We start from the raw sequence: 23,175 nt of genomic DNA, 5'->3' as shown, positions 1-23,175 counted from the left end.
AGTGGAGGGTGACGCCATGGTGACGGTGGGGGTCGATCTGGCCGGGCGCACCGGGACCACGGGCATGTGCCGCGTGATGTGGGGTCGGCGGCCTGTGGTCGAACTGCTTCCCGCGAAGCTCGACGACGATCTGTTGGAAGCGATGCGGTCCGCGGACAAGACGGGACTGGACTCGCCCCTGGGCTGGCCGGTTGCCTTCATCTCCCTGCTCGTCGCGCACCGGGCCGGCGCCGAGCTGCCGGCGCTCGCCGACCACGCGACGTGCGCCGACGGTCGTCCCGGACTCGGCAACACCTTTACTCATCGGCTGACCGATGACGTGGCATGGAAGCGCACCGGGGCAGGCAAACGGCGTCCGCTGTCGGTGTCGGCCGACAAGCTCGGTGTCGTCGCCATCCGTGCGGCCGGTCTGCTGGCTCGGCTGGCCGAGGGCGGTCCGGCGATACCGCGTGACGGTTCGGGCCCGGTCGTCGAGGTCTACCCGGCGTTCGCGCTGATCCAGTGGGGACTCACTCCGGAGGGGACCTACAAGGGCAAGGGTGCCACGGCCGCGCGGGCCCGGATTCTTGCCGGTCTTGAGGCCGGCCTGGGCCTGGACCTGTCCGACCGGGTTCGTGGCCGGTGTGTGGCCAGTGACCATGATCTGGACGCCCTGATCTCGGCGGTCGTCGCGCGGGCCGCAGCGTGTGGGATGACCCATGTGCCGGCCACCGAGGAGGAGCAGTCCATGGCCGGGGTCGAGGGCTGGATACACCTCCCTCGACGGGACCTTCCGCTCACCGCTGTGCGGGACGGAGTGGTTCTCTGACCCCTCACCGATCCGGCCGCTGTTCCACCACGCCGCCCGGGCACCGGGATCCCGGGAGGCTTGTCGACACCATGGGACCACGTGGAACCGGGCGTGGCCATGGGGATCCTCGTTTTCGGCCGTGCCACCAAGCTCTCCGGTCCCGCGAACACCCCGGCGATCTCCTTCGGGCGGCCGGGCGCCCACCGGCCCAGGTCGTCACCGCTCACCGGTCCATGCCCCACCGGCCGGGCGGCCCCGGAGCCGGGCGTCCCCCTCAGCCCTTGACGACGCCCAGCGGTACCAGGCGGGCGACCAGGTGGGCCAGGCCCGCGCCCTCGGTGGCGGCGGCGACGGCGTCGACGTCCTTGTAGGCCTCCGGGGTCTCCTCGGCCAGGCCGCGCCAGGAGGACGGGCGGACGGTGACACCGCCGGCCTCCAGACGGCCGCGCAGTTCCTCGCCGCGGACCCGGCGCAGCGCCTGGTGGCGGCTCCAGACCCGGCCGGCGCCGTGGCAGGTGGAGTGGAAGGCGTCGTTGCCCCTCTCGCCGACCAGGACGTAGGAGGCGGTGCCCATGGTGCCGGGGATCAGCACCGGCTGCCCGGCACCGGAGAGCTCCCCGGGCAGGTCCGGGTGGCCGGGCGGCAGGGCGCGGGTGGCGCCCTTGCGGTGGACGCACAGGCGGCGCGGTTCGCCGTCCACCTCGTGGGTCTCGGTCTTCGCCATGTTGTGGGAGACGTCGTAGACCAGGTCCACCTCCACCCCCGCCGCCGAGGTGAAGGCGCGGCGCACGGCCTCGGTGAGCAGCTGGCGGTTGGCGCGCCCGTAGTTGGCGGCGGCGGCCATGGCCCCCAGGTACGCCCGCCCCTCGGGGGAGACGACCGGAGCGCAGGCGAGCTGCCGGTCCGGCAGGGAGATGCCGAAGCGGCGCAGCGAGCGGTCCATGACGCGGACGTGGTCGGTGCACACCTGGTGGCCCAGGCCCCGGGAGCCGCAGTGGATCATCACGCACACCCCGCCGGGGCGCAGTCCGAAGGCGGCGGCGGCCTTCTCGTCGTGGACCCGCTCCACGGCCTGCACCTCCAGGAAGTGGTTGCCCGAGCCCAGGCTGCCGACCTGCCGGAGGCCGCGCTCCACGGCCCGCGCCCCCACCTGGGACGGGTCGGCGTCCTCCAGGGCGCCGTAGTCCTCGCAGAAGGCCAGGTCGCGCGGTACGCCGTGGCCCCGCTCGACGGCGTACCGGGCGCCCCGGGCCAGCAGTTCGTCCATCTGCGGGCGCCCGGAGAGGCTCCACAGCCCGCCGGGTCCGGTGCCGCGCGGGACGGTGTCGCCGAGGATGTCCATCAGTTCCCGCAGGCGGGGCTCCAGTCCTTCGCGGTCGATGCCGGCGGCCAGCAGGCGCACCCCGCAGGAGATGTCGAAGCCCACGCCGCCGGGCGAGACCACGCCGGCGTCGTCGATGTCGGTGGCGGCCACCCCGCCGATCGGGAAGCCGTATCCCCAGTGGACGTCGGGCATGGCGAAGGAGGCGCGGACGATGCCGGGGAGGGTGGCCACGTTGGCCACCTGCTCCAGCGCCTGGTCGCCCGCCGCCTCGGGCAGCAGGTCGCGCGTGGCGAACACGGTGCCCGGCACGCGCATCGCGCCCCGCCGCTCGATGCGGAAGCGGAACGGGCTCTCCTCGGTCAGGGTGATGTCCACGGTCCCCTCCGGGCTCGTTCCGGTGGCCGGGCCCCGCGCTGGCGCGCACCGGCGTGCGTTCAGCCGGCGGGGGCCGGGACCGGCGCGGGTTCGAGGACGGCGCGGACGTCGTGCGGGAGCTGGTCGAGCGCGCGCTCCAGCTGGCCGGGCGACAGGTGGCCGCGCACGGCCTCGGTGACCGCCGGGACGATCCGGGGGACGGCTTCGGTGCTCACCAGGGCCTCCTGGGCGAAGCGGTTCACATAGGCCTCGCGGTCGTACTTGACCGGCGCGGAGCTCGGGACCCAGCCGTCGTAGTAGACGCCGCGCAGCAGTTCGGGGAGCTGGGCGGCGAAGTGGGCGGCGGCGTCGACGGTGAGCCGGTCGCGGAGGGTGTGCAGCCAGGTGCGCAGGACGCGGTTGGCCAGGTGCCGGTCCCGGGTTCCCAGGGCTTCGGAAACCGCCTTCAGCCAGATGTTCGCGGTGTGGATGACGTGCTCGAATTCGGCCGCGTGCGTGGCGGACATGGATCTTCCCCCTCGGAGAAAGAGGTCGTGGCGCCGTGCGGGCGCCGCGGGACGCCGTACGGAACCGGTGGGCGGGTATGACCGCTTCGTCCCTGTCCTGGGTCCATGGTATTGCGGCGGGCTCCTGCGGTCACCCGCTCGGAGCACCGGCCCCGCCCGGCCCGGACCACCCGCCCCGCCCGGAGCCCCGCCCCGCCTGGCGGTCCGCTCAGACGTCGAGCGTCACCGAGCACTCCCAGCCGTGCCCGCCGCGGCCGAAGCTCAGCCCATGCAGCGTGACGGCCTTGGGCGCCGCGCCCGTCCCGGCGAGCGTGCCGACGTCGGCCATGTGCGGTACGGCCCGCATCCCGCCGGGCACGGCGGCCGGTTCCGCGTCCACCGGCACCTCGCCGTCGGCGTCGAGCCGGTACACCACCTCGTCCAGCAGGGCCACCAGCAGGTCCTCGTCCGTCTCCGCCCGCACCTCGACGTCCCTGCGGCGCCGGCCGACGGCCCCCGACAGGTCCACGAACGACTCGCAGACGCCGCGCACCGCGTGCGCCAGGCACTCCTCGCGGGTCGGGGCCCACGCCTCCACCCGCAGGTCGGCGGTGTGCGGAACGGAGCGGTGCCCGCCGCGCGGTTCGCCGTGCCGCGCGGAGTCCTCCGGTCGCGCCATGGATCCGCCCTCCTCGGCTCCCTGCCCCGGCTTCCCGGTGCCAGTCCGGCCCCGTCGTCCCCATCCTCGCCCCGCGGGCGGACGTACGCGCGTCGCGGCGGCCGGCGGCCGGAGGTGTAATGGGAGGGAGGAGCGCCATCGACCGATGGGAGCGGCCCGTGTCCCGCACCGACGCCCTCCGGTACGCCAAGCCGGATACGGTCCTCGGCCGCGACGCCGAGTGGGAGGCGCTCACCGCCTTCGCCTCCGACCCCCGCCCAGGCCCCGGCCTCGGTGTCGTCTCGGGACGCCTGCGGCAGGGCAAGACGCATCTGCTGCGGGCGCTCACCGAGGCCGCCGGCGGCTTCTGGTTCGGCGCGCAGGAGGCGGTGCGGTCGGAGTCCCTGCGCATGCTGGGCGAGCGGATCGCCGAGTTCGCCGAGTTCGCGGGCGCGCCCGTGCGAGACCGCCCGCGCGACTGGGAGGCGGCCGTGGACGCCCTGCTGGGCCTGGGGGAGGGCCGGCCGCTGCCGGTCGTGGTCGACGAGTTCCCCCGCCTGGTGCGGCAGAGCCCGTCGCTGCCGTCCGTGATCTGCTCCGCCCTGCGCCGCCGGAGCGCGGCGGCCGGGGCGGGTGGGGAGGACGGCGGGGCCCGGCCCCGGCTGCTGCTGTGCGGCAGCGACCTGCCGGTGATGCGCAGGCTGTTCAGCGGCCCCTCACCACTGCACGGGCTGGCGGACCTGGAGATGGAGGTGCGCCCGCCGGACTTCCGGCAGGCCGCGCGCATGTGGGGCCTGGACGACCCCCGCCTGGCGTTCCTGGTGCACGCCGTGGTGGGTGGAACCCCCGCCTACCGGTACGACCACGTCCGCGGCGATACCCCCGGCGGGCCGGACGGGTTCGACGACTGGGTGTGCCGGACGGCCCTGGACCCGGGCACGCCCCTGTACCGCGAGGCGCGGCTGCTGCTGCTGGAGGAGACCGACCACCTCGACCGTGCCCGGTGCCAGTCCGCGCTCGCGGCCGTCGCCTCGGGACACTCCACGCCCGGTGAGATCGCCGAGTACCTGGACGTCCAGTTGCCCGACGTCTCCCACTGCCTGGAGATGCTGCACGAGAGCGGTCTGCTGGGCGCCGACCCGGACGCACTGCGCCCGAACGTCACCCGGCTGCGGATCGCCGAGCCGCTGCTCGCCTTCGAGTACGCGGTCGTCCGGCCGCGGCGCCCGTCGGCGGAGCGGGAGGACCCCGCCGCGCTGTGGCGCCGGGTGCGCCCCGCATTCGGGACACGGGTGGCGGCGCCGCACTTCGCCCAGGTGTGCCGGGACTGGGCGGTGCGGTACGCCGGCCCCGGGGTCTTCGGCGAGGCGCCCGCCACGGCGCTGCACGGATCCCCGGCCCACCCGCCGCCGGACGCCGTGCCCGCCGCCGAGGTGGTGGTGCGGGGGCCGGCCGGGGAGCGCCCCGGCGCGCTGCTGTCGGTCGGGCTGGCCCGCTGGGACGAGGTGCTGGACGTGACCCACCTGGAGCGGCTGCGCCGGCTGATCGCCCATCTCGCAGCCCACGGTGAGGACACCGCGCGCACCCGCCCCGCCTGCTACTCCGGCGCGGGCTTCACCCCCGCCCTGCGCGCGGCGGAGGCGGACGGTGAGGTGCTGCTCGTCGGCCTCGACCGGCTGTACGGGGGGAGGCAAGGGGGCGCTTCCGGCGACTCTTAGGACGGCGGACCGGCCGGCCGCCGCAGGGGCGGCCGGCCGGACACGTCGGTCCGCGCGGGTGGGGGAACGGATGCCGCATCCGCCGGTGCCGGGGTACACGACACGGGCGCGCCCAAGCGGGCGGAGCAGCATGTCGCCGCCCATGTGGACTTCCCGGAGCGCCACCACCGGGAGGGCGTCCTCCTGCTGTCCGGTCGGACGGTGCCCGCCGGGCACGGGGGCGCGATACCGGCGCGCGGCGTCGACCGGGCCGCGGTGGAGGAGATCGCCGCACGGGACCCGTTCGTGACGGCCGGGGTGGCCAGGTACGCGATCACGACGGTCGCCCCGGGGCGGGTGCGCCCGCGCGGGCCGGGGCGCCGGCCGGGCGGGTCAGCCGTCAGCGCCGGGCTTGCGGAAGACCAGCAGGTACCGCCAGAACAGCAGCCTGCGCAGGGTCGAGCCGGGCAGCAGTACGGCCGCCTCCCGCCGTATCTCCTCCAGCGTCGCCTCCGGCCGCCTCACCGGTGCTCCGGCGGACGGGGGGCCGGTGTCGCGGCCGCCGCGCGGGAGGGCCGCCTCCCGTACGGCGACCGCGATCCGGGCGGCCGCGTTGACGGGTACGGCGGCCAGGCTCCAGGCCCGGTCGGCCGGGGAAGCCTCCCGGTAGCAGCCCAGCACGGCCAGGACGCCGCCTGGCGCCAGCGCGTCCCGCAGCGCGGCGACGGTGCCGAACGGCATGTGATGGAGGGCGGCCAGACAGGAGACGAAGTCGTAGTGTTCGGGCGGCAGTTCGGCGCGGGTGGCGTCCATGTGGCGGAAGTCCGGCCGGTGCTGCGGCGGCAGGCCGGCCGATGCCGCCCGGGCGGCCCCGGTCATCTCGGCCGACGCGTCGATCCCGTCCGCCTCGACCCCCCGCTCCGCGAGCAGCCGTGCGAAGCGTCCGGTCCCGCAGCCGACGTCGAGGGCGGTACGGCAGCCGGGCGGCACCTGCCGCAGCAGCAGCCGGTGGTAGTGGTCGTTGTGGTCGAAGGGCACGGCGCCGACGATGCCACGGCGCCGACGATGCCACGGCGCGAGTGGCCGCGTCCGGCGGTCCGGAAGTGGATTTCTGTCGAATTACTGTCGAATGTGTTTCGGTCCGGTTGCCGTGGGGGAACGCACGAATGACGGCATGGGAGCGCTCCCATGCCGTGCCCCCACATCCCCTCACAGTGTGAAAGCGAAGTGTCCGTGATGAATTGTCATGAGCGCGTCTTGGGTGGCCGCTGGACGGCCCGCCTCCTCGCCGTGCTGGCCGCCGTGCTGCTCGGAATGCTCCCGTGGGCCGGAACGGCCTCCGCCCACGGCTCGGTCATCGACCCCGCCTCCCGCAACTACGGCTGCTGGCTGCGCTGGGGCAGCGACTTCCAGAACCCGGCCATGCAGCAGGAAGACCCGATGTGCTGGCAGGCGTGGCAGACCGACACCAACGCCATGTGGAACTGGAACGGCCTCTACCGCGACAACGTCGGCGGCAACCACCGGGCGTTCGTCCCCGACGGCCAGCTGTGCAGCGCCGGGCACACCAGCGACGGCCGCTACCGCGCGATGGACGTCCCCGGCCAGTGGAAGAAGGCGAGCGTCGGCCGCGACTTCACCGTGCACCTGCGCGACCAGGCCCGGCACGGCGCCGACTACCTGCAGATCTACGTCACCCGCCAGGGCTTCGACCCCACCACCGAGCGGCTGGGCTGGGGTGACCTGGAGCTGATCGAGACGACCGGCAGGTACGCCCCCGCCTCGGACATCAGGGTGGACGTCAGCGCCCCCGGCCGCAGCGGGCACCACATCGTCTACACGATCTGGAAGGCCTCGCACGCCGACCAGGTCTACTACATCTGCGGCGACGTGGACTTCGGCTGATCCGAAGCCCTTCGCCGCACGGGCGGCGGGCGGTCCGGCCCTCATGGGTCTGGGCCGCCCGCCGTCCTCTACGGCGAACCGCCTTCCGATCGCGGCCGGCCGCCGGCGCGCTCCCGCATCCACAGCACGCCCGACGCCGCGAGGGAACAGATCACGAGGACCGCGCCGGCCGCGCGCACGGCATCCACCGCCGGAACCTCCGGACGCCCCAGCAGCTCCAGCCCGGCTTCCACGGCCAGGCCCAGCCCCATCAGTGCGAAGCCTCCGGCACGGCACCGCACCACCCATTCCGGACGGCCCCGTGCCGACGGGGAGGCTTCGCCCGGTCTGCGCAGGCCGTCCCATCCCACCCCCAGGAACAGCAGGCCGAACAGCAGCTGGAACACGCTCACGGCGGTCTCGATCACGGTCTCCCCCCCATCCGGACGCACCCGTCCCCGCGTCCGCCGCGGCCGGGCGCATGATCAGCAGGGTCAACCTATCCGGTGCGAAGGCAGCGGCGGGGATCAGGCCTGCGGGCCGGGAGTGCGCAGGACGAGGACGGCCAGGTCGTCGTGGCCGTCGCTGGTGTGGTTGTCGGCAAGGATCTGGCACAGCTTGTCCGGCGGCTCGCCGGCGTGGGCGGCGGCCACCTCGGCGAGCTCGTCCATGCACACGTCCAGGGGACGGCTCGGGTGCTCCACCAGCCCGTCCGTGAAGAGGACCACCGTGCTTCCGTCCGGCAGCGGGTGGGTGTGGTCGGGGCGGGGCTGCCGGATGTCCACCCCGAGCGGCACGCCGGGGTCGGCGTGCAGATAGACCGTCTCGCGGCCCGGTGTGATCACCAGCGGAGGCAGATGGCCCGCGCTGCTCCAGTGCAGGCACCAGCCGTCCCCCTCCGGCTCGATGCGGGCCAGGCAGGCGGTGGTGACGGAGCTCTCGGTGATCGCGTGGAGGGTGCGGTCGAGCTGGGAGAGGACCAGGCTCGGCGGGGTGCGCCGGTCGTACAGCAGCGCGCGGAGCATGTTGCGGGTCTGGGCCATGGAGGCCGCGGCCTTCAGGTCGTGCCCGACGACGTCCCCGATGACGGCCGCGCAGGACTGGTCGGGCAGCAGGATGACGTCGTACCAGTCGCCGCCGAGCTGCCCGGGGGCCGTCGCGGGCCGGTAGACGGCCGATCCGCTGAACGGGTGGAGGTCGGGGAGCCGGGGCAGCAGCAGGCGCTGGAAGTTCTCGGCGCCGGAGCGGACCTGCTCGAACAGGCGGGCGTTCTCGATCGCCACGCCCGCCGCCCCCGCCAGCGCGACGACGATGTTCTCGTCCTGGGCGTCGAAGGGTAGGCCGTCGCGCCGGTCGGTCAGGTACAGGTCGCCGTAGATCTCGCCCCGCACGCCGATCGCCACGCCGAGCAGGGTGCGCATCGGCGGGTGCCCGGGCGGGAAGCCCGAGGAGTTGGGGTGGGCTCCGATGTGCTCGACCCGCAGTGGTTCGGGGTTGTGGATCAGGTGTCCGAGCAGGCCGTGGCCCCGGGGGAGCTCCACACCGGCGAGGGCGGCCTCCTCCTCGTCGCTCAGCCCGACGGGGATGAACTGCTCCAGTTTCTCGCCGCTGTCGTCCAGTACGCCGAGCGCGCCGTAGCGGGCGTCGACCAGCTCCATCGCCGTGGTGACGATACGGCGCAGCACCACGGGCAGCTCCAGCTCGCTGCTGATGGCCAGCACGGCGTCGAGCAGGCTCTGCAGCCGCTGCTGGGCGCGGGTCAGCGACCGGATCTGCTCGGTGAACTCGGCGGCCTCGGCCTCCCGGCCGGGGTCGGCCCGCGGGGCGGCGGGCGGGTCGGCACGGGACCGCCGCCTGTGCCACTGTGCCCCCTGGCCCTGCTCCATCAAGCCTCCTCGTCGCTGTGGACCGGGCACGCTACCCGGCCCGGACGCCCGCCGGGGGAGAGCACATGTTTCCTCTCCTGCGACACCCCACAGGGCATATGCTAAGACCCTTTTGTCCGATGAGTGAGATCCGGCGATCCGGTGCCGGGGATGTGGCCGGGGGAGCGGCTGGGTAGCATGCGGCCATCGCCGTTACCGGTCAGTAGGTTCTCGTTCGGGAAGACCACGAGAGGACGCGGCCGGTTCCACTCCCGCCCGAAGGAGCAGCCATGCCCGCGCTCGACCGCCAAGGCGACGTCTTCGTCCTCGACCTCGGAGACGGCGAGAACCGCTTCCACCCCGACTGGCTCGCCTCCGTAGGCGCCCTGCTCGACGAGGTGGAGAAGGCCGAGGGGCCGCGCGCCCTGGTCACCGCGGCGACCGGCAAGTTCTTCTCCAACGGCCTCGACCTCGAATGGCTGCTGGCCAACACCGGCAAGGCCGCCGAGTACGCCGCCAGCGTCCAGGACCTCTTCGCCCGGGTGCTGACCCTGCCGCTGATCACCGTGGCCGCCCTCCAGGGCCACACCTTCGCCGCCGGTGCGATGCTCTCCCTGGCCCACGACTTCCGCGTGATGCGCGCCGACCGGGGCTTCTGGTGCCTGCCCGAGGCCGACATCCACATCCCCTTCACCCCCGGCATGTCCGCCCTCATACAGGCCCGGCTGACCCCGCAGACGGCCCACGAGTCCATGACCACCGCCCGCCGCTACGGCGGGCAGGACGCGCTGGCCGCCGGGATCGTCGACCGCGCGGTGGAGGAGGACGCCGTCCGGTCCACCGCGATCGAGATCGCCGCCTCCCTGACCGCCAAGGCGAGCCCCACCCTGGGCACCATCAAGTCCCGGATGTACGGCCCGGCCGTCGCGGAGCTGCGCGCCGAGGAGATCCCGCTCAGCCTGGGCGGCTGAGCGGGCGACCGGTCGATCGGCTGGGCGGTCGTCCGGCCGCTCAGCCGAAGACCGGACCGGGCCCCGGTCCCGTGTGTCCCGGTCCCGCGCGCCCCTGTCCCGTGCGGCCGGGGCGCGCAGGCCCGCCCGCAGCCGCTCGACCCGGGCGCGCACCTCGGCGGCCGGCGGCCCGGCCGGCGCCGGTTCCGGCAGCCCCCGGCAGCCTCGGCACAGCCCGCCGGGCAGCGCCTCGGGACGGCCGGGACGCCCGCACCCGGTGCACTCCATCATCCGGCGCGGCGCCGTTCCCTGCGCGGGGACGGGTGCGGGTGCGGACGCGGGCGGCAGCCGGTCGGCCAGCCGACGCCGGGCCAGCGCCCCCCGGGCAGTGCACCGTCTCCGGCAGCCCGGACGTCAGCGCCAGCACGAGCTGCCCCGGGCTCGCCCCGCGCTCCAGCCAGGCGGCGGCCGGACCGGTCAGGGCTTCGCACTCGGCGGCCGAGAGCGTCATACGCGGATCGGCCCGCCCGAGCGCGGCCAGCACCTCGTAAGCCTCCGCCCGCCGGGACGGCCGTACGGCCCCGGTCTCCTCGACCGCCTCCGGCTCCCGTTCTGTAACCGGCGGGGCCTCACCGGGCGGCGTGCCCTCCCGCAGGAACGCCCCCCACCAGGCGTCGTCCCGCGCCGTCCGCGAGAAGTACGTGCGGTACACCCACTGGGTGCGGCCCTCGCCCACGGTCTCGCGCACCCACCGCAGATGCCCGGCCCGCGACAGCGCGTTCAGCGCGGACCGCACCGCCTGCTGCCCGTAGGCGGGCAGTTCGCGGGCGAGGGTCTTGGTGTCGATCGCCGCGCCGTCCGGCAGTCGGTCGATATGGGCGGCCACCGAGGCCTCACGGGGCGGCAGATGTTCGAAGTCGCCGCGCTTACGGGGGAGTTGTCCGGGCGCGGAGCGCTTTCCGTAGCCGGGAGCGGCCATCGGAGGGGCGTACGGGCGCACGTCGGCGCTACACCGCCGACGCGGTGTGTGGCGACCCGGTCGCTGAGAGTGGAGAACCGCAGGGTGGGAGGGTGGGAGGAGACCTCCCACCCATTCCTTGGAGAAGGCGCTCGAATCCCGGATCCCGACCCCCGGCACCCGAGCTCCGGGCCGGAATCCCGGCCCTCCGAAGCGGGCGGCGCACCGGAACGGAGAGGGAGGCCCCATGGATTCGCGCTGCGTCATCCTCGACATAGGCGGCGTACTGGAGATCACCCCGAGGACGGGCTGGCAGCGGTCCTGGGAGCAACGGCTCGGCCTGTCGCCCGGCACCGTGAACCGGCGCCTGGGGGAGGTCTGGCGGGCCGGAAGGGCCGGAGAGCTCGACGAGCCCGGGGTGCGGGCCCGGGGCTCGGCCGAAATCGCCCTGGACGAGGCGGCGGTGGACGCCTTCATGACCGACCTGTGGGCCGAGTACCTGGGCACGGCCAACGAGGAGCTGATCGCCTGCGTACGCGGACTGCGGAAGCGCTGCGGGCCGGGGCTCGGGCTCGGAATCCTCAGCAACAGCTTCGCCGGAGCGCGCGAACGGGAGGAGGCGGCGTACGGCTTCGGCGCACTGGTCGAGCGGATCGTCCACTCCCACGGGATCGGCGTCCTCAAGCCCGGCCCCCGCGCCTACGAGGCGGTGTGCGCCGCCATGGGCGCGCGCCCGCAGGACTGCCTCTTCGTCGACGACCTCCCGGAGAACGTCGAGGCCGCGCGGGAGTTCGGCATGCACGGGCACCTGCACGAGGACAACGCCCGCACCATCGCCCGGATCACGGCCCACGTGGGCCCGGTAACCGAGGCTCCACGCCCCTGAGCACCGGCCCGTCGTGCGGCCGACGCGTTCATCCCCGCCCAGGTGGCCTCACGGCGCCGGCCGCAGGCCCCAGGTCTGGAGGACGTAGGGCCGTCCCTTCTCCTCCCCCTCGATCAGCGGCACGTCGAGCAGACTGAAGCCCGCCCTGGCGGCCACGGCGACGCTGGCGGCGTTCTCCGCCTCCAGCTCCAGGATCACCTGCTCCGCGCCCAACTGCTCGAAGGCGTACGCGGCCATCACCCGCACCGCCCGTACGGCCAGCCCCCGTCCCCGGTGCGCCGGGCCGACCGCGTAGCCGAGCTCCGTCGCGTAGCCGAGCTCCGTACCCTCGGGGGCACGCCGCAGCATCGCCTCGCCGAGCGGCGCGCGGCCGTCGGTGGTGATCGCGAGCAGGATGGCCGTGCCGTCCGCCCGCAGCCGCCGGGCCCGGTCGAGCCGCGCGCGGGCGGCCGCCTCGTCGAAGGGCGAGACGATCGGCGTCCAGTACGCGATGTCGGGGTGGTCGAACAGATCCGGCATCGCGGCCACGTCCGCCTCAGTCCAGTCGCGCAGGACGAGCCCCTCCCCGGTGAGCTCGATCCGGTCGGGAAACGGCGGATTGCTGCTGCTCACGGTGATCCCCCCTGGCTCCGTAGGACGAGGCAGCATACCCGGGGCCACGGCCATGAGTCCGTGGACTTTTCCGCGTCCGGTACAGGCGGTGACCCGTGCCAGGGCGGCGCCCCGGGGCTTCAGGGGCGCGCGAGGTGGGCGGCGAGTGTGTCGCGGCCGCACGTCAGTTCGCCGATGCGCTCGTCCGACGCCGCCGACTCCCGCTCCAGCGCGCCCCACAGATCCGCGCACCAGCCGAAGCCCGGCTCCGATCCCCGGGCGCACGGCAGCACCGAGCGGATCACCTCGGTGATCAGGCCCGGGGCCGGCAGGGCGCGGATCCGCCGCACGGTGAGCGCCGCGTCCTCGCCGTAGGTGCGGTAGCCGTTCGGGCCGCGCTCGGAGGTGAGCGGCCCCTGCTCCCCGTAGTACCGCAGCAGCCGCGTGCTGACCCCCGTGCGCCGGGACAGCTCCCCGATCAGCATGTGCCGTATCCCTCCCGGAAGCTGACCTTCACACCGGTGTGAGGCCCTGACGTCGCCCCGCGAGCGGGCATTCCGCGCCCGCCGCCCCTCTTCCTGAAACCCCTGAAACCCCTGAAATCCCGAACTCCCGGGATCCGAGCTTCGGAGCGACGGACATGACCTCATCGACCCCTTGCGTCGTCCACCGCGACGGCCGTACGGCCACCGCCGGAGAGCCGGCGCCGCTCGCCTTCGCGGGCCACGCCCACTTCACCGCCGTGCAGGTGCGCGACGGCCGGGTCCGGGGGCTCGACCCGCATCTGGCGCGGCTGCGTTCGGCCTCGCTGGAGCTGTACGGCCGGGCGCTGCCCGACGAGCGGGTGCGGTCCCGCCTGCGGGCTGCGCTGGGGAGCGGTGCGCGGGACGTGTCGTACGCCGCCGGAGCCTCCTTCCGGAAAAAATTCGGCGGCCGTGTTGATCCGCGCCGTTCCCGTTCGACCTATGGGTGAGAGGGTCCCAGAGAGGCCCGGAACCGCCAGGGAGACAGAACCATGAAGTACATGCTGATCATGCGCGCCACCGACGAGGCTCTCGCGGGGATGGCGGACGTCGACTTCGGCGAGATGCTCGAGACCATCGGCAGGTACAACGACGAGCTGATCCGGGCCGGTGTGCTGGTCGCCGCGGAAGGGCTCGACGACGCCGCCGAGGGCGTGGTCGTCGACCACTCCTCGGAGCCGCCCGTGGTCACCGACGGCCCCTACGGTGAGACCAAGGAGCTGTTCGGGGGCTTCTACATCCTCAACGTGTCCTCCAAGGAGGAGGCCGTCGAGTGGGCCAGGCGGGCGCCGTTCAGCGGCCCGGGTCTGAAGACCGAGATCCGCCGGGTCACCACGATCGACGAGTTCCCCCAGGACAACGAGTGGATCCAGAAGGAGCGGGCGTGGCGCGAGGCCACCGGCCAGCTCTGAGGGGGGCTGCGGAAGATGGCCGACCCCACCGGCCGTGAGGCCGTCGCCGCCGTCTGGCGGATCGAGTCCGCGCGGATCACCGGCGCGCTCGCGCGGTACACCGGCGACTTCGCGCTGGCCGAGGACTGCGCCCAGGAGGCACTGGCCGAGGCGCTGGTGAACTGGCCGCGCGAGGGCGCGCCCCGCGACCCGGCGGGGTGGCTGCTCACCGCCGGAAGGCGCCGCGTGATCGACGCGTTCCGCCGGCGCTCCGCCCTCGACGAGCGGTACGCCGCCCACGGCCTGGGCGAGGGCGGCATCGTCGCAGGGGGCGCCCCGGTGGGTGCGCCCCCCGACCCGGCCCGGGAGGACGGTGACGTGCTGTGGGACCCGGACCGCATCGACGACGACACCCTCGCGCTGATGTTCCTCGCCTGCCATCCCGTGCTGCCGCGCGAGGGGCGGGTGGCGCTCACCCTGCGGGTGGTCGGCGGCCTGACGAGCGACGAGATCGCCAGGGCCTTCCTGGTGCCGACCGCCACCGTGCAGGCCAGGATCACCCGGGCGAAGAAGACCCTGAAGGCGGCCCGGGTGCCGTTCGGGACGCCGACGGCCGCCGAGCGGGCCGAACGGCTCGGCTCGGTGCTCAGCGTCGTCTACCTGGTCTTCACCGAGGGGTCCTCGGCCGGCTCGGGCAGGGACCTGATCCGGCTCGACCTCGCGAGCGAGGCACAACGCCTGGCGCGGGTGCTGAGCCGGCTGATGCCGGACGAGGGCGAGGTCCACGGCCTGCTGGCGCTGCTGGAGCTGACCGCGGCGCGCTTCCCCGCCCGTACCGGGCCGGACGGCGAACCGGTGCTGCTGGAGCACCAGGACCGCCGCCGCTGGGACCGGGCCGCGATCCGCCGGGGACGGGCCGCCCTGGCCCGCGCGGAGTGGACCGGCCGGGGCCTGGGCGCCTACGGCCTGCAGGCGGCGATCGCCGAGTGCCACGCCGCCGCCCCCTCGGTCGAGGCGACGGACTGGGAGAGGATCGTGCTCCTCTACGAGGCGCTCGGCCGGCTCGCGCCCTCACCGGTGGTCGACCTCAACCGGGCGGTGGCGGTCTGCATGGCGCGGGGACCGGCGGCGGCCCTGGCCATCGTGGACGGACTGGCCGGCGCCAAGGCGCTGTCCGGCTCCCATCTGCTGCCGAACGTCCGCGGGGAATTCCTCGCCCGCCTGGGCCGCACCGACGAGGCGCGCACCGAACTGGAGCGCGCGGTGAGGCTGTGCGGCAACGAACGCGAACGGACGGTGCTGCGACGCAAGCTCGCCGACCTCGGCTGATCGCCCGGCCGCCGGGCTCATCCGGCGGCCGGGACGGTGTCACGCGCGGGCGGTGTACGCGACGAAGTCGGCCCAGGCGGCGGGCGGGAGGACGAGCTGCGGCCCGTCCGCCGCTTTGGAGTCGCGCACGTGCACGGCGTCGGCGCACGCGGCCACCTCGACGCATTCGCCGCCTTCCGAGTCGCTGTGGCTGGACTTGAACCAGACCAGGCCGTCCCTCATAGCTCCTCCGCCACCTTCCTGATGAAGCGCGCCGATTCCTCGGTACTGAGAGCCTGCATGCGGATCATTCCATGGCGCTGGGTGAGCACGCTGATCTTCTCCGGGTCGGAGTGGAGCGCACCTGTCTCCTGCCCCTCCGCATAGGCGTAGTACTCGTGTTCGGCCGTTTCCAGCAGCACCATGGGCCCGCTGAGTCCGCCGGACACCCCGCGCTCGACGGGGAGCACCTGGACGGAGGCATTGCGCAACTCGCCCATCTCCAGAAGGTGACCCGTACGGGGGCACGATGACCGCACACCGATCCGACGCACCCGAAACACCCGAGACTCCGCTCTCCGCCGGACACCTGCCGGAGCGGGCGGAATGGCGCCTGCCGAACCACCCGCGCAGCGCGGGACGCGCGCGGGCCCTGCTGCGGGACGGGCTGAGCGCCTGGAAGGTGCCGGACGCGACGGCGGAGACGGCCGTACTGCTGCTGAGCGAGCTGGTGGCCAACGCCTGCCGCCACGCCCGCACCCCGCCCGGCCGGGAGATCGCCCTGCGCTGCGTGCTCGGCGACCGGGGGCTGCGGGTGGAGGTCTGCGACGCGGGCGACGGCGTGCCGCGTCCGCGCGGCACGCCGCCGGAGGACGAGTCGGGCCGGGGCCTGGCCCTGGTCGCGGCGCTCTCCGACGCCTGGGGCGCGTACCCGCGCTCCTGCGGGATCGGCAAGACCGTCTGGTTCGAGCTGTGCTGTCCAAGGCCCTGAGCCGACCCGGCGATCGTGGCTACGATCGAGACATGACTACGCCGGGTACCCGAGAGACGCCAAGGATTCTGGAGGACCTCTTCCTCGACGAGGGAACCGGAATCGAGGTGGAGACCGAGGCGGACGCCGACGCGGAGGAAACCCCCGCCGACATCGCCAAGCCGTGGAACCCGGAGCAGATCAGGGTCAACACCAAGCAGTTCTCCCTGCGGAACGTGCTCGACATGATCGAGGAGGGGTCGCTGGAACTCGCTCCCGACTTCCAGCGCGGGAAGGTGTGGAAGCCCCGGCAGAAGTCGCGGCTGATCGAGTCGGTCCTCCTTCAGATCCCGCTCCCGGCCTTCTACTTCGCCGAGGACAGCGACGGCGACATGCGTGTGGTCGACGGCCTGCAACGGCTCTCCACCATCAACGACTTCGTCCGGGGCGGCACGGACCGGGGCTTCGCGCTGAAGGATCTGGAATACCTGGGTCTGGAAGGGAAGCGTTTCGAGGATCTGCCCGCGCCGTGGCGGCGGCGCATCAACAACGCCCAGATCACGGTGCACGTCATCGACCCCACCACGCCGCCCGACGTGATGTACGACATCTTCAAGCGCATCAACACCGGCGGTACCCCGCTCAACGCCCAGGAAATCCGGCACTGCATGAGCAAGGACCGCAGCCGGAACATCCTGAAGGAGATGACACTCCTTCCGGAGTTCGACGCGGCCGCTCCCAGGATGAGCGGGCATGTCCGTATGAACGACCGGGAGATGGCGCTCCGATTCGCCGGTTTCCGGCTGATGGGGGTCGAGGGATACTCCCGTCACCTTTCGATGGAAGCCTTTCTCCAGCGCACCACCGCGATGCTCGACGATCCCGGTGAGGTCTCCGGCGAGAGGGCGGCGGCTCTGGTGGAGGACTTCCGCAAGGCCATGTCCAACGCCTATCTGGTGTTCGGCGAGCATTCCTTCCGCAAGTGGCCGCACGGGTCCGATCGGCACAACCCGATCAACCGGGCCCTGTTCGAGTCCTGGTCGATCGCCCTTCTCGGTCGGGAAGCGGCGGACCTGAAACGCCGCAAGGCCGCCATCGTCAAGGCGGCCCGCAAGCTGATGACCGACGACTACCGCTACCTGGAGTCGATCACGGCGTCCACGGGCGACCCGGCACGGGTGCGCTACAGGTTCGCCGCTACCGAGGAAGCCGCGGAGGCCGGAAGGTGATCACCTCTCTGCGGGTGAGGAACTTCAAGCGCTTCCTCGACGCCTCCTTCGACATGCGGCGGCTCACCGTCCTGACCGGGCTGAACGGTACGGGCAAGAGCACGGCCGTCCAGGCGCTGCTGCTGGCCCGCCAGTGCGCGCACAGGCGCGCGGGCGAGGTGGTCGAACTCAACGGGCCGTACGGGCTCGCGCTCGGGGAGGCGGAGGAGGTCCGGCACCGGGACGCCTTCGGCTCCGAGATCGAGATCGAGCTGGCCGGCAGCCATGCCTCCGAGCCCAGGACCTACCGGCTGGAGGTCCCCGACGACAGGGCACTGCACCTGCGGGTGGGGGAGGGGAGCACGGGCGAGCCGTTACCGGAGCTGACGAGGCAGGGGTGCGGCTTCACCTACCTGAACGCCGAGAGGCTGGGGCCCCGCGACCGGCTCGACGTGTCGGCCGAACGGCTGGACCGCATCGGCGTGGGAGTGCGGGGGGAGTACACCGCGCAGGTGCTCGCCCTGTACGAGAGCAGGCAGGTGCGTGAGCCTCTCCTGTATCCGGACACACCGAGGACGCACGGTGTGACGACCCTGCGCACCCAGGTGGAGAGCTGGGCATCCGAGATCATCCGGAGCATCCGGATCACCGCCCAGTGGCCGGCGGGCATCACCGCGAGCACGATCCGCTTCCACGAGACCGGCGCCTACGGCCTGAGCGAGCCGATCCGCCCGGCGAACATGGGCTTCGGCTTCTCCTACGCCCTCCCCGTCATCGTCGCGGGACTGCTGACGCGGCCGGGCGACGTGATGATCGTGGAGAACCCGGAAGCGCATCTGCACCCCGGCGGTCAGTCGAAGCTGGGCCGCTTCCTGGCCCGGGTGGCGGGCAGTGGAGCCCAGGTGCTGGTCGAGACGCACAGCGACCACGTGCTGAACGGGGCGCGGCTGGCGGTCGCCGAGGAAGGCGTCCTGGCGGCGGACGACGCGGTGATCCACTACTTCGGCGACGAGGGAGCCGAACCCATGCCCATCGGACTGAACGAGCGGGGCGAGCTCTCCGAATGGCCGAGGGGGTTCTTCGACCAGATCGAGTACGACCTGGGGAGGCTGGCACGTGCCCGGCGCAGCGGACGGTGAGCGGTACCGGTTCGTGGTGGACGAGGCGGGCTTCGACTTCCGGGGGCTCGCGGACGACGAGCTGACCGGCCACCTGGACGCCTTCAACGACATGCTCGACGAGGTGCTGAGGCGGTGCCCGGTGGGAGCCTCGCCCTGGTGGGGCGAGACCGAGTGTGCCGACGGCCACGAGATGTGGCGGTTCCTCTACGAGCGCGAGGGGCCGTACACGGTCTCCCCCGATGTCCGGCGGAGGCTGGCGCTGCTCATGGACCGCTGCTCTACCTGGGACTCCGGTGCGGCACGGCTGCCGGACCGGGTGGAGGTGGCCGGCTCGGAGCTGGAAGCGGCCTGGAGTGTCGGCTACGCGATGCACCGGGCGAGGGCCGGACATGCGACCGCCTGTCTGGTGTTACCCGCGGCGGACCGCAGCGGCTGGCTGGCGGTCACCTGCGAAGAAGGCGGTGCCGAGGTCTTCTTCCTGTCCGGCGCGCCGGACATCACGCACTTCTGGCGTGGGACGTTCCGCCGGGAGGACGTGCCCGAGAGCGGTTTCTTCGACCGAGCGCGCGAGGCCTTCCCGGAGTTGGAGTTCGCCCCGGGGCTGACCTTCCGTAAGTTCGACGGGACATACCGCGAGATGCGGGAGTGGGTGGTGGACGTCCTCGGGGTGCTCAACGACCACTTCGCCGGAGCGCTGGCAGCGCATTCGGGACAACCGCAGGCCGTGCAGGCAGAACTCGGACGGTTCGGCCTGGACCTCTCCCCGGAGAGCCCCAACACGCGCGGGAAACCGAGGATCATGCGGCAGCGGAAGGTCGAGCACGAAGGAGAGACCTACGACTGCGAGTGGCACGCGAAGAAGGAACGGCACCGGAACCGCGTGCACTTCACCCTGCCCGAGCAGCGGCTGGGCGGCCGGATCCTCGTCGGGATCTTCACCGACCACCTCGACACCTGATCGCGCCGACACCTCGTGGCCGCGGCCTGCACAGCGGTTGCGCGGGCCCGGGTGGTGTCCGGGCCGTACCCGTAGTACCCGGGAGCTACGCGGGAGGTGGGCTCTGAGGGGGGACGCCGGGTGAGGGGTGCGCTCCGTAGCTTTCGGACCGGGGGCACGACAGGTGTCCGATGCCGAGGGGAGCGCTCACCATGGGGGTCCGTCCACGCGGAAGACGCGGACGTCTGCGCCGCGCCCTGCTCAGCGCGCTGGTGGCCGCCTCGGTGGCCTTCCCGGTGGCGGGCGCGGCGCGGCCGTCGCAGGTGCCCGCGCCCGTACCGGTGGAGCTCGGGCCGCTGTCCGCGTCCCCCGGCGCGCCGGCCGGGCGGTACGCCGCCAACCGCGCGGGCATACGGGAGGCCGGGCGGGCGGCGACTGGATCGCCCGGGTGCCGAACGTACGGCTGGAGCTGCCCGGGGTGACGCTCGGGCTGGGGGCCGATCCGGTCTCGCCGGAGTTCGGCGCCCGGGTCTTCGACGCGGGCGCCGGCGGCCACAGCGACTACCTCGCGCCCGGTTCGCGGGCGCTGGGGAACATCGCCCGGATCGCGGCCGGGCGGCTCCCGGACGAGGGGGCCGGCCATGCGTGACCTCGTGTGGAGGATCGAAGCGGCCACCCCGCCCGGCCGCGACCGCGCCGTCGACGCGCTGCGGGCCGCCGCCGTCCTCGGGGTGGTGCTCGGCCACTGGCTGGTGACCGCCCTGGTCGCCGACAGCGGTCGGTTGCGCGGGGACAGCCCGCTGCGGCACATGCCCCACCTCGCCCCGTCCTCCTGGGTGTTCCAGACGCTGGCGGTCTTCTTCCTGGTGGGCGGGATGGTGGCGGCCGGGAGTCACGCGTCCGCCCGCGCCCGCGGGGTCCCGTACGGGCGGTGGCTGGGGGCCCGGCTGGCCCGGCTGTTCGGGCCGGTGGCCGCCATGCTCGCGCTGTGGGCCGTGGCGGCGGGGGGATGCTCGTGGCCGGGGCGGGCGCGGGGACCGTCCGCACCCTGTGCGCCCTGGTGTGGTCGCCGCTGTGGTTCCCGCTGGTCTTCGCCGCGCTGACGGCGGCGACCCCACTGGTTGCCCGGCTGGGCCCGGTGTGGCCGCCGGCCGTGGTGCTCTGCGTCGATCTGGCGCGGTTCGGGCTGGATGCCGGGCCCTCCTGGCTCGGCTCGGTCAACGTCGCGGCCGGCTGGCTGGTGCCGTACTGCCTGGGCGCGGCCTGGGCCCGCGGTGTCCGGCCGGGACGCCGGGCCTGCTGGGGGCTGCTGCTGGGCGGTGGCGCCGCGACCGCCGGGCTCGTGCTGTGGGCGGGCTACCCGGCGGCCATGGTCGGGGTGCCCGGGGCCGGGGTGTCCAACCTCGCGCCGCCCACGCTGGCCGCCGTCTGCTTCGGCCTGGCCCAGTGCGGCACGGCCCTGCTCGTCGTCAACGCGAACGAGTACCTCCACACCTACCGGATGGCCGCCCCGGCCGGCCTGCTGCTCGCCGGTGTCCAGTCGGCGGCGCTCGTCGGCGCGATGTTCCGCCCGATCCCCGCCTGGTGGGCGTCCACGGCCGCCCTGGTCCTGGTCGCGTGGTACGCGAGCGCCCGGATGGCCGCCGAGCCGTGGCTCCCCTTTGCCGCCGCCGGGCAGCGGCTTCCCTGGACGGCGGCCGTGCTCGCCTTGCAGGCCGGGGTGCTCTTCCTGGGCCCCTGCTCCCGCTCCGTCCGGCCGGGGCGAGGGGCACGGGCTGCCGGGCATGCGCGAGCGCGCCGCCATGCTGGGCGGCGAACTGGCCGCCGGACCTACTCCGGACGGCGGCTGGGAAGTGACCGCGATCCTGCCGGCGGATCCGGTGAAGGACGGACCTGTGAAGGACGGACCGTGACGGACATCCGCGTACTGATCGCCGACGACCAGATGATGGTCCGCCAGGGCTTCACGGTGCTGCTGGGCGCCGAGCCCGGCATCGAGGTCGTCGGCCAGGCCGTCGACGGCCTCGACGCCGTGGCCAGGACCGCCGAACTCGTCCCGGACGTCGTGCTGATGGACATCCGGATGCCCGGGCTCGACGGCATCGGGGCGACCCGCCGCATCACCGGGTCCGGCGAGGACGCCCCCAGGGTCCTGGTGCTGACCACCTTCGACCTCGACGAGTACGTGTACGAGGCGCTGCGCGCGGGCGCCTCCGGGTTCCTGCTCAAGGACGCCTCGGCCGATGAACTCGCCCACGCGGTGAGGGTGGTGGCGGCCGGGGACACGCTGCTCGCCCCGAACGTCACCAGGCGGCTGATCACCGAGTTCTCCCGGGTGAGCGGTGCGCCCCGCTCCCCGCTGAGGGAACGCGTCGGCGATCTGACCGGGCGCGAGACCGAGGTGCTGTCACTGATCGCACAGGGTCTGTCCAACGCGGAGATAGCCGAACGCCTGGTGGTGGCGGAGCAGACGGTGAAGACCCACGTCGGACGGATCCTGCTCAAGCTGGGCCTGCGCGACCGGACCCAGGCAGCGGTCTTCGCCTACGAGTCGGGGCTGGTGCGCCCGGCCGGGTACTGAGCGGTGGATCGGGTGCGGCGTGCGGGGATCTCGGCCGCGAGGTCGCGCAGGGTGCGGTAGGCGGTGCGGATGAAGGTGCCGCGCAGGGTGGGGGAGCTGTTGGTCACCGCCGCCAGGCCGACGCGGGCGGCCGGGCAGAAGCCGGCGAAGGACGTGAAGCCGCGGGTGCCGCCGGAGTGGAACAGCAGGTCGAATTCGCCGCCGTCGCGGGCGGTGTGGGTGCGCGCCTTCCAGGCCAGGCACATCCGGTCGCCGCCGGGCGCGGTCGCCCGGGGGCGGGTGACGTCGTGGAGGGCGGTGCACAGGGTCTCGTCCGCCTCCGGCGGCGGGGAGAGCAGGACCTCCAGGTAGCGCTGGAGGTCGCGGGCGCTGGAGCGCAGCGCGCCCGCACCCGGCAGTCCCGGGATGCGCCAGGGCGGGCGGGGGCGGCCGTGCCAGTGGCCGGTGGCCTGGGGCAGTTCGGGGTCGCAGGTGCTGTCGGCCAGGCCCAGCGGCGTGAGGATCCGGGTGGCGAGCGCCTCGCCGTACGGGGCGCCGGCCGCGTCCGACAGCAGCCGGCCCAGCACCCCGACGCCGAAGTTGGAGTAGCGCACCCGCTGTCCGGGAGGGTGGCGCACCCGGGTCTGGGAGAGGGCGTGCAGCAGGTGGTCGGGGGTGAAGCCCTCGTAGGGGTTGGTGTAGAAGCGGGGCACGGCCCGTGCCAGCAGCCCCGGCGGCAGCACGGGCAGCCCGGCGGTGTGCGAGGCCAGATGGGCGAGGGTGATCCGGTCGCCGTAGCCCTCGGGCACGGCGGCCGCGGGGAGGCGTTCGGCGATCGGGTCGTCGTGGTCCAGCTCGCCCCGGGCCACCGCCTCGGCCAGCAGCAGGGCGGTGAAGGTCTTGGTCACCGAGCCGAGTTCGAATCGGGTGGCGGCGGACGCGCCCCGGCACAGCGTCCTGGACTCGCCCACCCGCACCGCCACGACCGCCACCGCGGGGCCGGGCGCGGTGGCGGCGACCGTCTCCAGAGGGAGGGAGAGCGCGGACTCGGGCCGGGAGGTGGGGACTTCGGTGTCGGTGCTGTCAGTGGTGTCGGTGTTGTCGGTGGCGGTGTCCGGCCCGGTGGTGCCGGCGGAGGCGCCGGGGCCGGGTTCCCGTTCGGGGCCGGGGCGGGAGGCCGTGTCGGAGGACACC

Annotated in this window: 25 protein-coding genes and 4 pseudogenes; 17 read left to right on the top strand and 12 right to left on the bottom strand. The window is 73.8% G+C overall.

Translation table 11 applies throughout. The features are described 5' to 3' along the window. The first annotated feature begins 1 nt into the window (after position 1). Positions 2–808 (top strand): DUF429 domain-containing protein, encoded by an 807-nt coding sequence (locus IQ279_RS20060; protein ID WP_307792446.1) that lies wholly within the window; start codon positions 2–4, stop codon positions 806–808. Positions 809–1,064: 256 nt separating this feature from the next. On the opposite strand, the gene IQ279_RS20055 is transcribed toward IQ279_RS20060, so the two are convergent. From IQ279_RS20055 to IQ279_RS20045, 3 genes are all read right to left on the bottom strand, one after another. Next, the gene (locus IQ279_RS20055) at positions 1,065–2,489 is read right to left on the bottom strand and encodes an RtcB family protein (RefSeq protein WP_307792445.1); all 1,425 of its coding nucleotides are present in this window, start codon (positions 2,487–2,489) and stop codon (positions 1,065–1,067) included. Between the two features lie 59 nt (positions 2,490–2,548). After that, a complete protein-coding gene (locus tag IQ279_RS20050; RefSeq protein ID WP_206350180.1) occupies positions 2,549–2,995 on the bottom strand; it encodes a DUF2267 domain-containing protein in 447 nt (148 codons plus the stop codon). Positions 2,996–3,203: 208 nt separating this feature from the next. Beyond that, the gene (locus IQ279_RS20045) at positions 3,204–3,653 is read right to left on the bottom strand and encodes an archease (RefSeq protein ID WP_206350179.1); all 450 of its coding nucleotides are present in this window, start codon (positions 3,651–3,653) and stop codon (positions 3,204–3,206) included. Positions 3,654–3,811: 158 nt separating this feature from the next. Here IQ279_RS20045 and IQ279_RS20040 point away from each other — a divergent pair, with 158 nt between their 5' ends. Both IQ279_RS20040 and IQ279_RS28850 read left to right on the top strand, forming a co-directional pair. Next, a complete protein-coding gene (locus tag IQ279_RS20040) occupies positions 3,812–5,350 on the top strand; it encodes an AAA family ATPase (RefSeq protein ID WP_206350178.1) in 1,539 nt (512 codons plus the stop codon). A 144-nt stretch (positions 5,351–5,494) separates the two neighbouring features. Continuing rightward, a pseudogene (locus IQ279_RS28850) lies at positions 5,495–5,608 on the top strand (YciI family protein); the annotation flags it as partial. Between the two features lie 114 nt (positions 5,609–5,722). Here IQ279_RS28850 and IQ279_RS20030 read toward each other — a convergent pair. Beyond that, positions 5,723–6,367, bottom strand: coding sequence for a class I SAM-dependent methyltransferase (locus IQ279_RS20030; protein ID WP_206350177.1), 645 nt, complete (start codon positions 6,365–6,367; stop codon positions 5,723–5,725). Between the two features lie 198 nt (positions 6,368–6,565). On the opposite strand from IQ279_RS20030, the gene IQ279_RS20025 reads away from it, so the two are divergent. After that, positions 6,566–7,234 carry a lytic polysaccharide monooxygenase auxiliary activity family 9 protein gene (locus tag IQ279_RS20025; RefSeq protein WP_206350176.1) on the top strand — a complete coding sequence of 223 codons (669 nt, stop codon included), beginning with the start codon at positions 6,566–6,568 and terminating at the stop codon, positions 7,232–7,234. 68 nt (positions 7,235–7,302) lie between these two features. On the opposite strand, the gene IQ279_RS20020 is transcribed toward IQ279_RS20025, so the two are convergent. Next, on the bottom strand, positions 7,303–7,641 hold the full coding sequence (locus tag IQ279_RS20020) for a hypothetical protein (protein ID WP_206350175.1): 339 nt from the start codon (positions 7,639–7,641) through the stop codon (positions 7,303–7,305). A gap of 99 nt (positions 7,642–7,740) precedes the next feature. Then, on the bottom strand, positions 7,741–9,099 hold the full coding sequence (locus tag IQ279_RS20015; RefSeq protein ID WP_206350174.1) for a PP2C family protein-serine/threonine phosphatase: 1,359 nt from the start codon (positions 9,097–9,099) through the stop codon (positions 7,741–7,743). Between the two features lie 269 nt (positions 9,100–9,368). Here IQ279_RS20015 and IQ279_RS20010 point away from each other — a divergent pair, with 269 nt between their 5' ends. Further along, positions 9,369–10,049 carry an enoyl-CoA hydratase-related protein gene (locus tag IQ279_RS20010; protein ID WP_206350173.1) on the top strand — a complete coding sequence of 227 codons (681 nt, stop codon included), beginning with the start codon at positions 9,369–9,371 and terminating at the stop codon, positions 10,047–10,049. Between the two features lie 40 nt (positions 10,050–10,089). Here the strand turns inward: IQ279_RS20010 and IQ279_RS20005 are convergent, their stop codons facing one another. Further along, positions 10,090–11,007 (bottom strand): hypothetical protein, encoded by a 918-nt coding sequence (locus IQ279_RS20005; RefSeq protein ID WP_372445188.1) that lies wholly within the window; start codon positions 11,005–11,007, stop codon positions 10,090–10,092. 226 nt (positions 11,008–11,233) lie between these two features. Here IQ279_RS20005 and IQ279_RS20000 point away from each other — a divergent pair, with 226 nt between their 5' ends. Continuing rightward, entirely contained in the window at positions 11,234–11,872 is a 639-nt protein-coding gene (locus IQ279_RS20000; RefSeq protein ID WP_206350172.1) for an HAD-IA family hydrolase, read from the top strand. Positions 11,873–11,920: 48 nt separating this feature from the next. Here the strand turns inward: IQ279_RS20000 and IQ279_RS19995 are convergent, their stop codons facing one another. Together IQ279_RS19995 and IQ279_RS19990 are read right to left on the bottom strand one after the other, a co-directional pair. Beyond that, positions 11,921–12,484: a GNAT family N-acetyltransferase gene (locus tag IQ279_RS19995; protein ID WP_307792444.1), complete on the bottom strand. Its 564-nt coding sequence runs from the start codon at positions 12,482–12,484 to the stop codon at positions 11,921–11,923. A 119-nt stretch (positions 12,485–12,603) separates the two neighbouring features. Then, positions 12,604–12,948, bottom strand: a complete 345-nt coding sequence (locus IQ279_RS19990; RefSeq protein WP_206350168.1) for a MerR family transcriptional regulator — start codon at positions 12,946–12,948, stop codon at positions 12,604–12,606. 155 nt (positions 12,949–13,103) lie between these two features. Between IQ279_RS19990 and IQ279_RS19985 the strand changes: the two are divergent. From IQ279_RS19985 to IQ279_RS19975, 3 genes and pseudogenes are all read left to right on the top strand, one after another. Continuing rightward, a pseudogene (locus tag IQ279_RS19985) lies at positions 13,104–13,367 on the top strand (branched-chain amino acid aminotransferase); the annotation flags it as partial. A 111-nt stretch (positions 13,368–13,478) separates the two neighbouring features. Continuing rightward, entirely contained in the window at positions 13,479–13,898 is a 420-nt protein-coding gene (locus IQ279_RS19980; RefSeq protein WP_093851694.1) for a YciI family protein, read from the top strand. A gap of 15 nt (positions 13,899–13,913) precedes the next feature. Further along, positions 13,914–15,206 carry an RNA polymerase sigma factor gene (locus IQ279_RS19975; protein WP_206350166.1) on the top strand — a complete coding sequence of 431 codons (1,293 nt, stop codon included), beginning with the start codon at positions 13,914–13,916 and terminating at the stop codon, positions 15,204–15,206. 39 nt (positions 15,207–15,245) lie between these two features. Here IQ279_RS19975 and IQ279_RS19970 read toward each other — a convergent pair whose 3' ends face one another. Beyond that, on the bottom strand, positions 15,246–15,428 hold the full coding sequence (locus tag IQ279_RS19970; protein ID WP_206350165.1) for a DUF397 domain-containing protein: 183 nt from the start codon (positions 15,426–15,428) through the stop codon (positions 15,246–15,248). Beyond that, positions 15,425–15,724: a Scr1 family TA system antitoxin-like transcriptional regulator gene (locus tag IQ279_RS19965; RefSeq protein ID WP_307792443.1), complete on the bottom strand. Its 300-nt coding sequence runs from the start codon at positions 15,722–15,724 to the stop codon at positions 15,425–15,427. Before IQ279_RS19965 ends, IQ279_RS19970 begins: the two co-directional genes overlap by 4 nt. On the opposite strand from IQ279_RS19965, the gene IQ279_RS19960 reads away from it, so the two are divergent. The 8 genes and pseudogenes from IQ279_RS19960 (at position 15,715) to IQ279_RS19930 (ending at position 22,002) form a co-directional block, all read left to right on the top strand. Further along, a complete protein-coding gene (locus IQ279_RS19960; protein WP_206350163.1) occupies positions 15,715–16,176 on the top strand; it encodes an ATP-binding protein in 462 nt (153 codons plus the stop codon). The two genes, IQ279_RS19965 and IQ279_RS19960, sit on opposite strands and share 10 nt — an antisense overlap. Positions 16,177–16,208: 32 nt before the next feature. Further along, positions 16,209–17,384: a DUF262 domain-containing protein gene (locus tag IQ279_RS19955; protein WP_206350162.1), complete on the top strand. Its 1,176-nt coding sequence runs from the start codon at positions 16,209–16,211 to the stop codon at positions 17,382–17,384. After that, complete coding sequence (locus IQ279_RS19950) at positions 17,381–18,502, top strand: DUF3696 domain-containing protein (RefSeq protein WP_206350161.1); 1,122 nt, start codon at positions 17,381–17,383, stop codon at positions 18,500–18,502. Before IQ279_RS19955 ends, IQ279_RS19950 begins: the two co-directional genes overlap by 4 nt. Continuing rightward, positions 18,480–19,442, top strand: coding sequence for a hypothetical protein (locus IQ279_RS19945; RefSeq protein ID WP_206350160.1), 963 nt, complete (start codon positions 18,480–18,482; stop codon positions 19,440–19,442). The genes IQ279_RS19950 and IQ279_RS19945 overlap by 23 nt, the downstream gene beginning before the upstream one ends. 427 nt (positions 19,443–19,869) lie before the next feature. Then, complete coding sequence (locus IQ279_RS19940) at positions 19,870–20,070, top strand: hypothetical protein (RefSeq protein WP_372445187.1); 201 nt, start codon at positions 19,870–19,872, stop codon at positions 20,068–20,070. Continuing rightward, a pseudogene (locus IQ279_RS19935) lies at positions 20,063–20,892 on the top strand (acyltransferase family protein); the annotation flags it as partial. The gene IQ279_RS19940 and the pseudogene IQ279_RS19935, both read left to right, overlap by 8 nt. 274 nt (positions 20,893–21,166) lie before the next feature. Then, positions 21,167–21,334, top strand: a pseudogene (locus IQ279_RS28165) (ATP-binding protein); the annotation flags it as partial. Beyond that, positions 21,331–22,002 carry a response regulator gene (locus IQ279_RS19930; RefSeq protein ID WP_206350193.1) on the top strand — a complete coding sequence of 224 codons (672 nt, stop codon included), beginning with the start codon at positions 21,331–21,333 and terminating at the stop codon, positions 22,000–22,002. The pseudogene IQ279_RS28165 and the gene IQ279_RS19930, both read left to right, overlap by 4 nt. Here IQ279_RS19930 and IQ279_RS19925 read toward each other — a convergent pair. Beyond that, the gene (locus IQ279_RS19925) at positions 21,966–23,174 is read right to left on the bottom strand and encodes a serine hydrolase domain-containing protein (protein WP_307792442.1); all 1,209 of its coding nucleotides are present in this window, start codon (positions 23,172–23,174) and stop codon (positions 21,966–21,968) included. The two genes, IQ279_RS19930 and IQ279_RS19925, sit on opposite strands and share 37 nt — an antisense overlap. Between the last annotated feature and the right edge of the window lies 1 nt (position 23,175).

Origin of the sequence: Streptomyces verrucosisporus (genome assembly GCF_017114865.1) — a bacterium.
Lineage (GTDB): Bacteria > Actinomycetota > Actinomycetes > Streptomycetales > Streptomycetaceae > Streptomyces > Streptomyces fenghuangensis.
The sequence above is the reverse complement of the archived record's forward strand: the minus strand, read 5'-3'. Positions and strand labels throughout refer to the sequence as shown.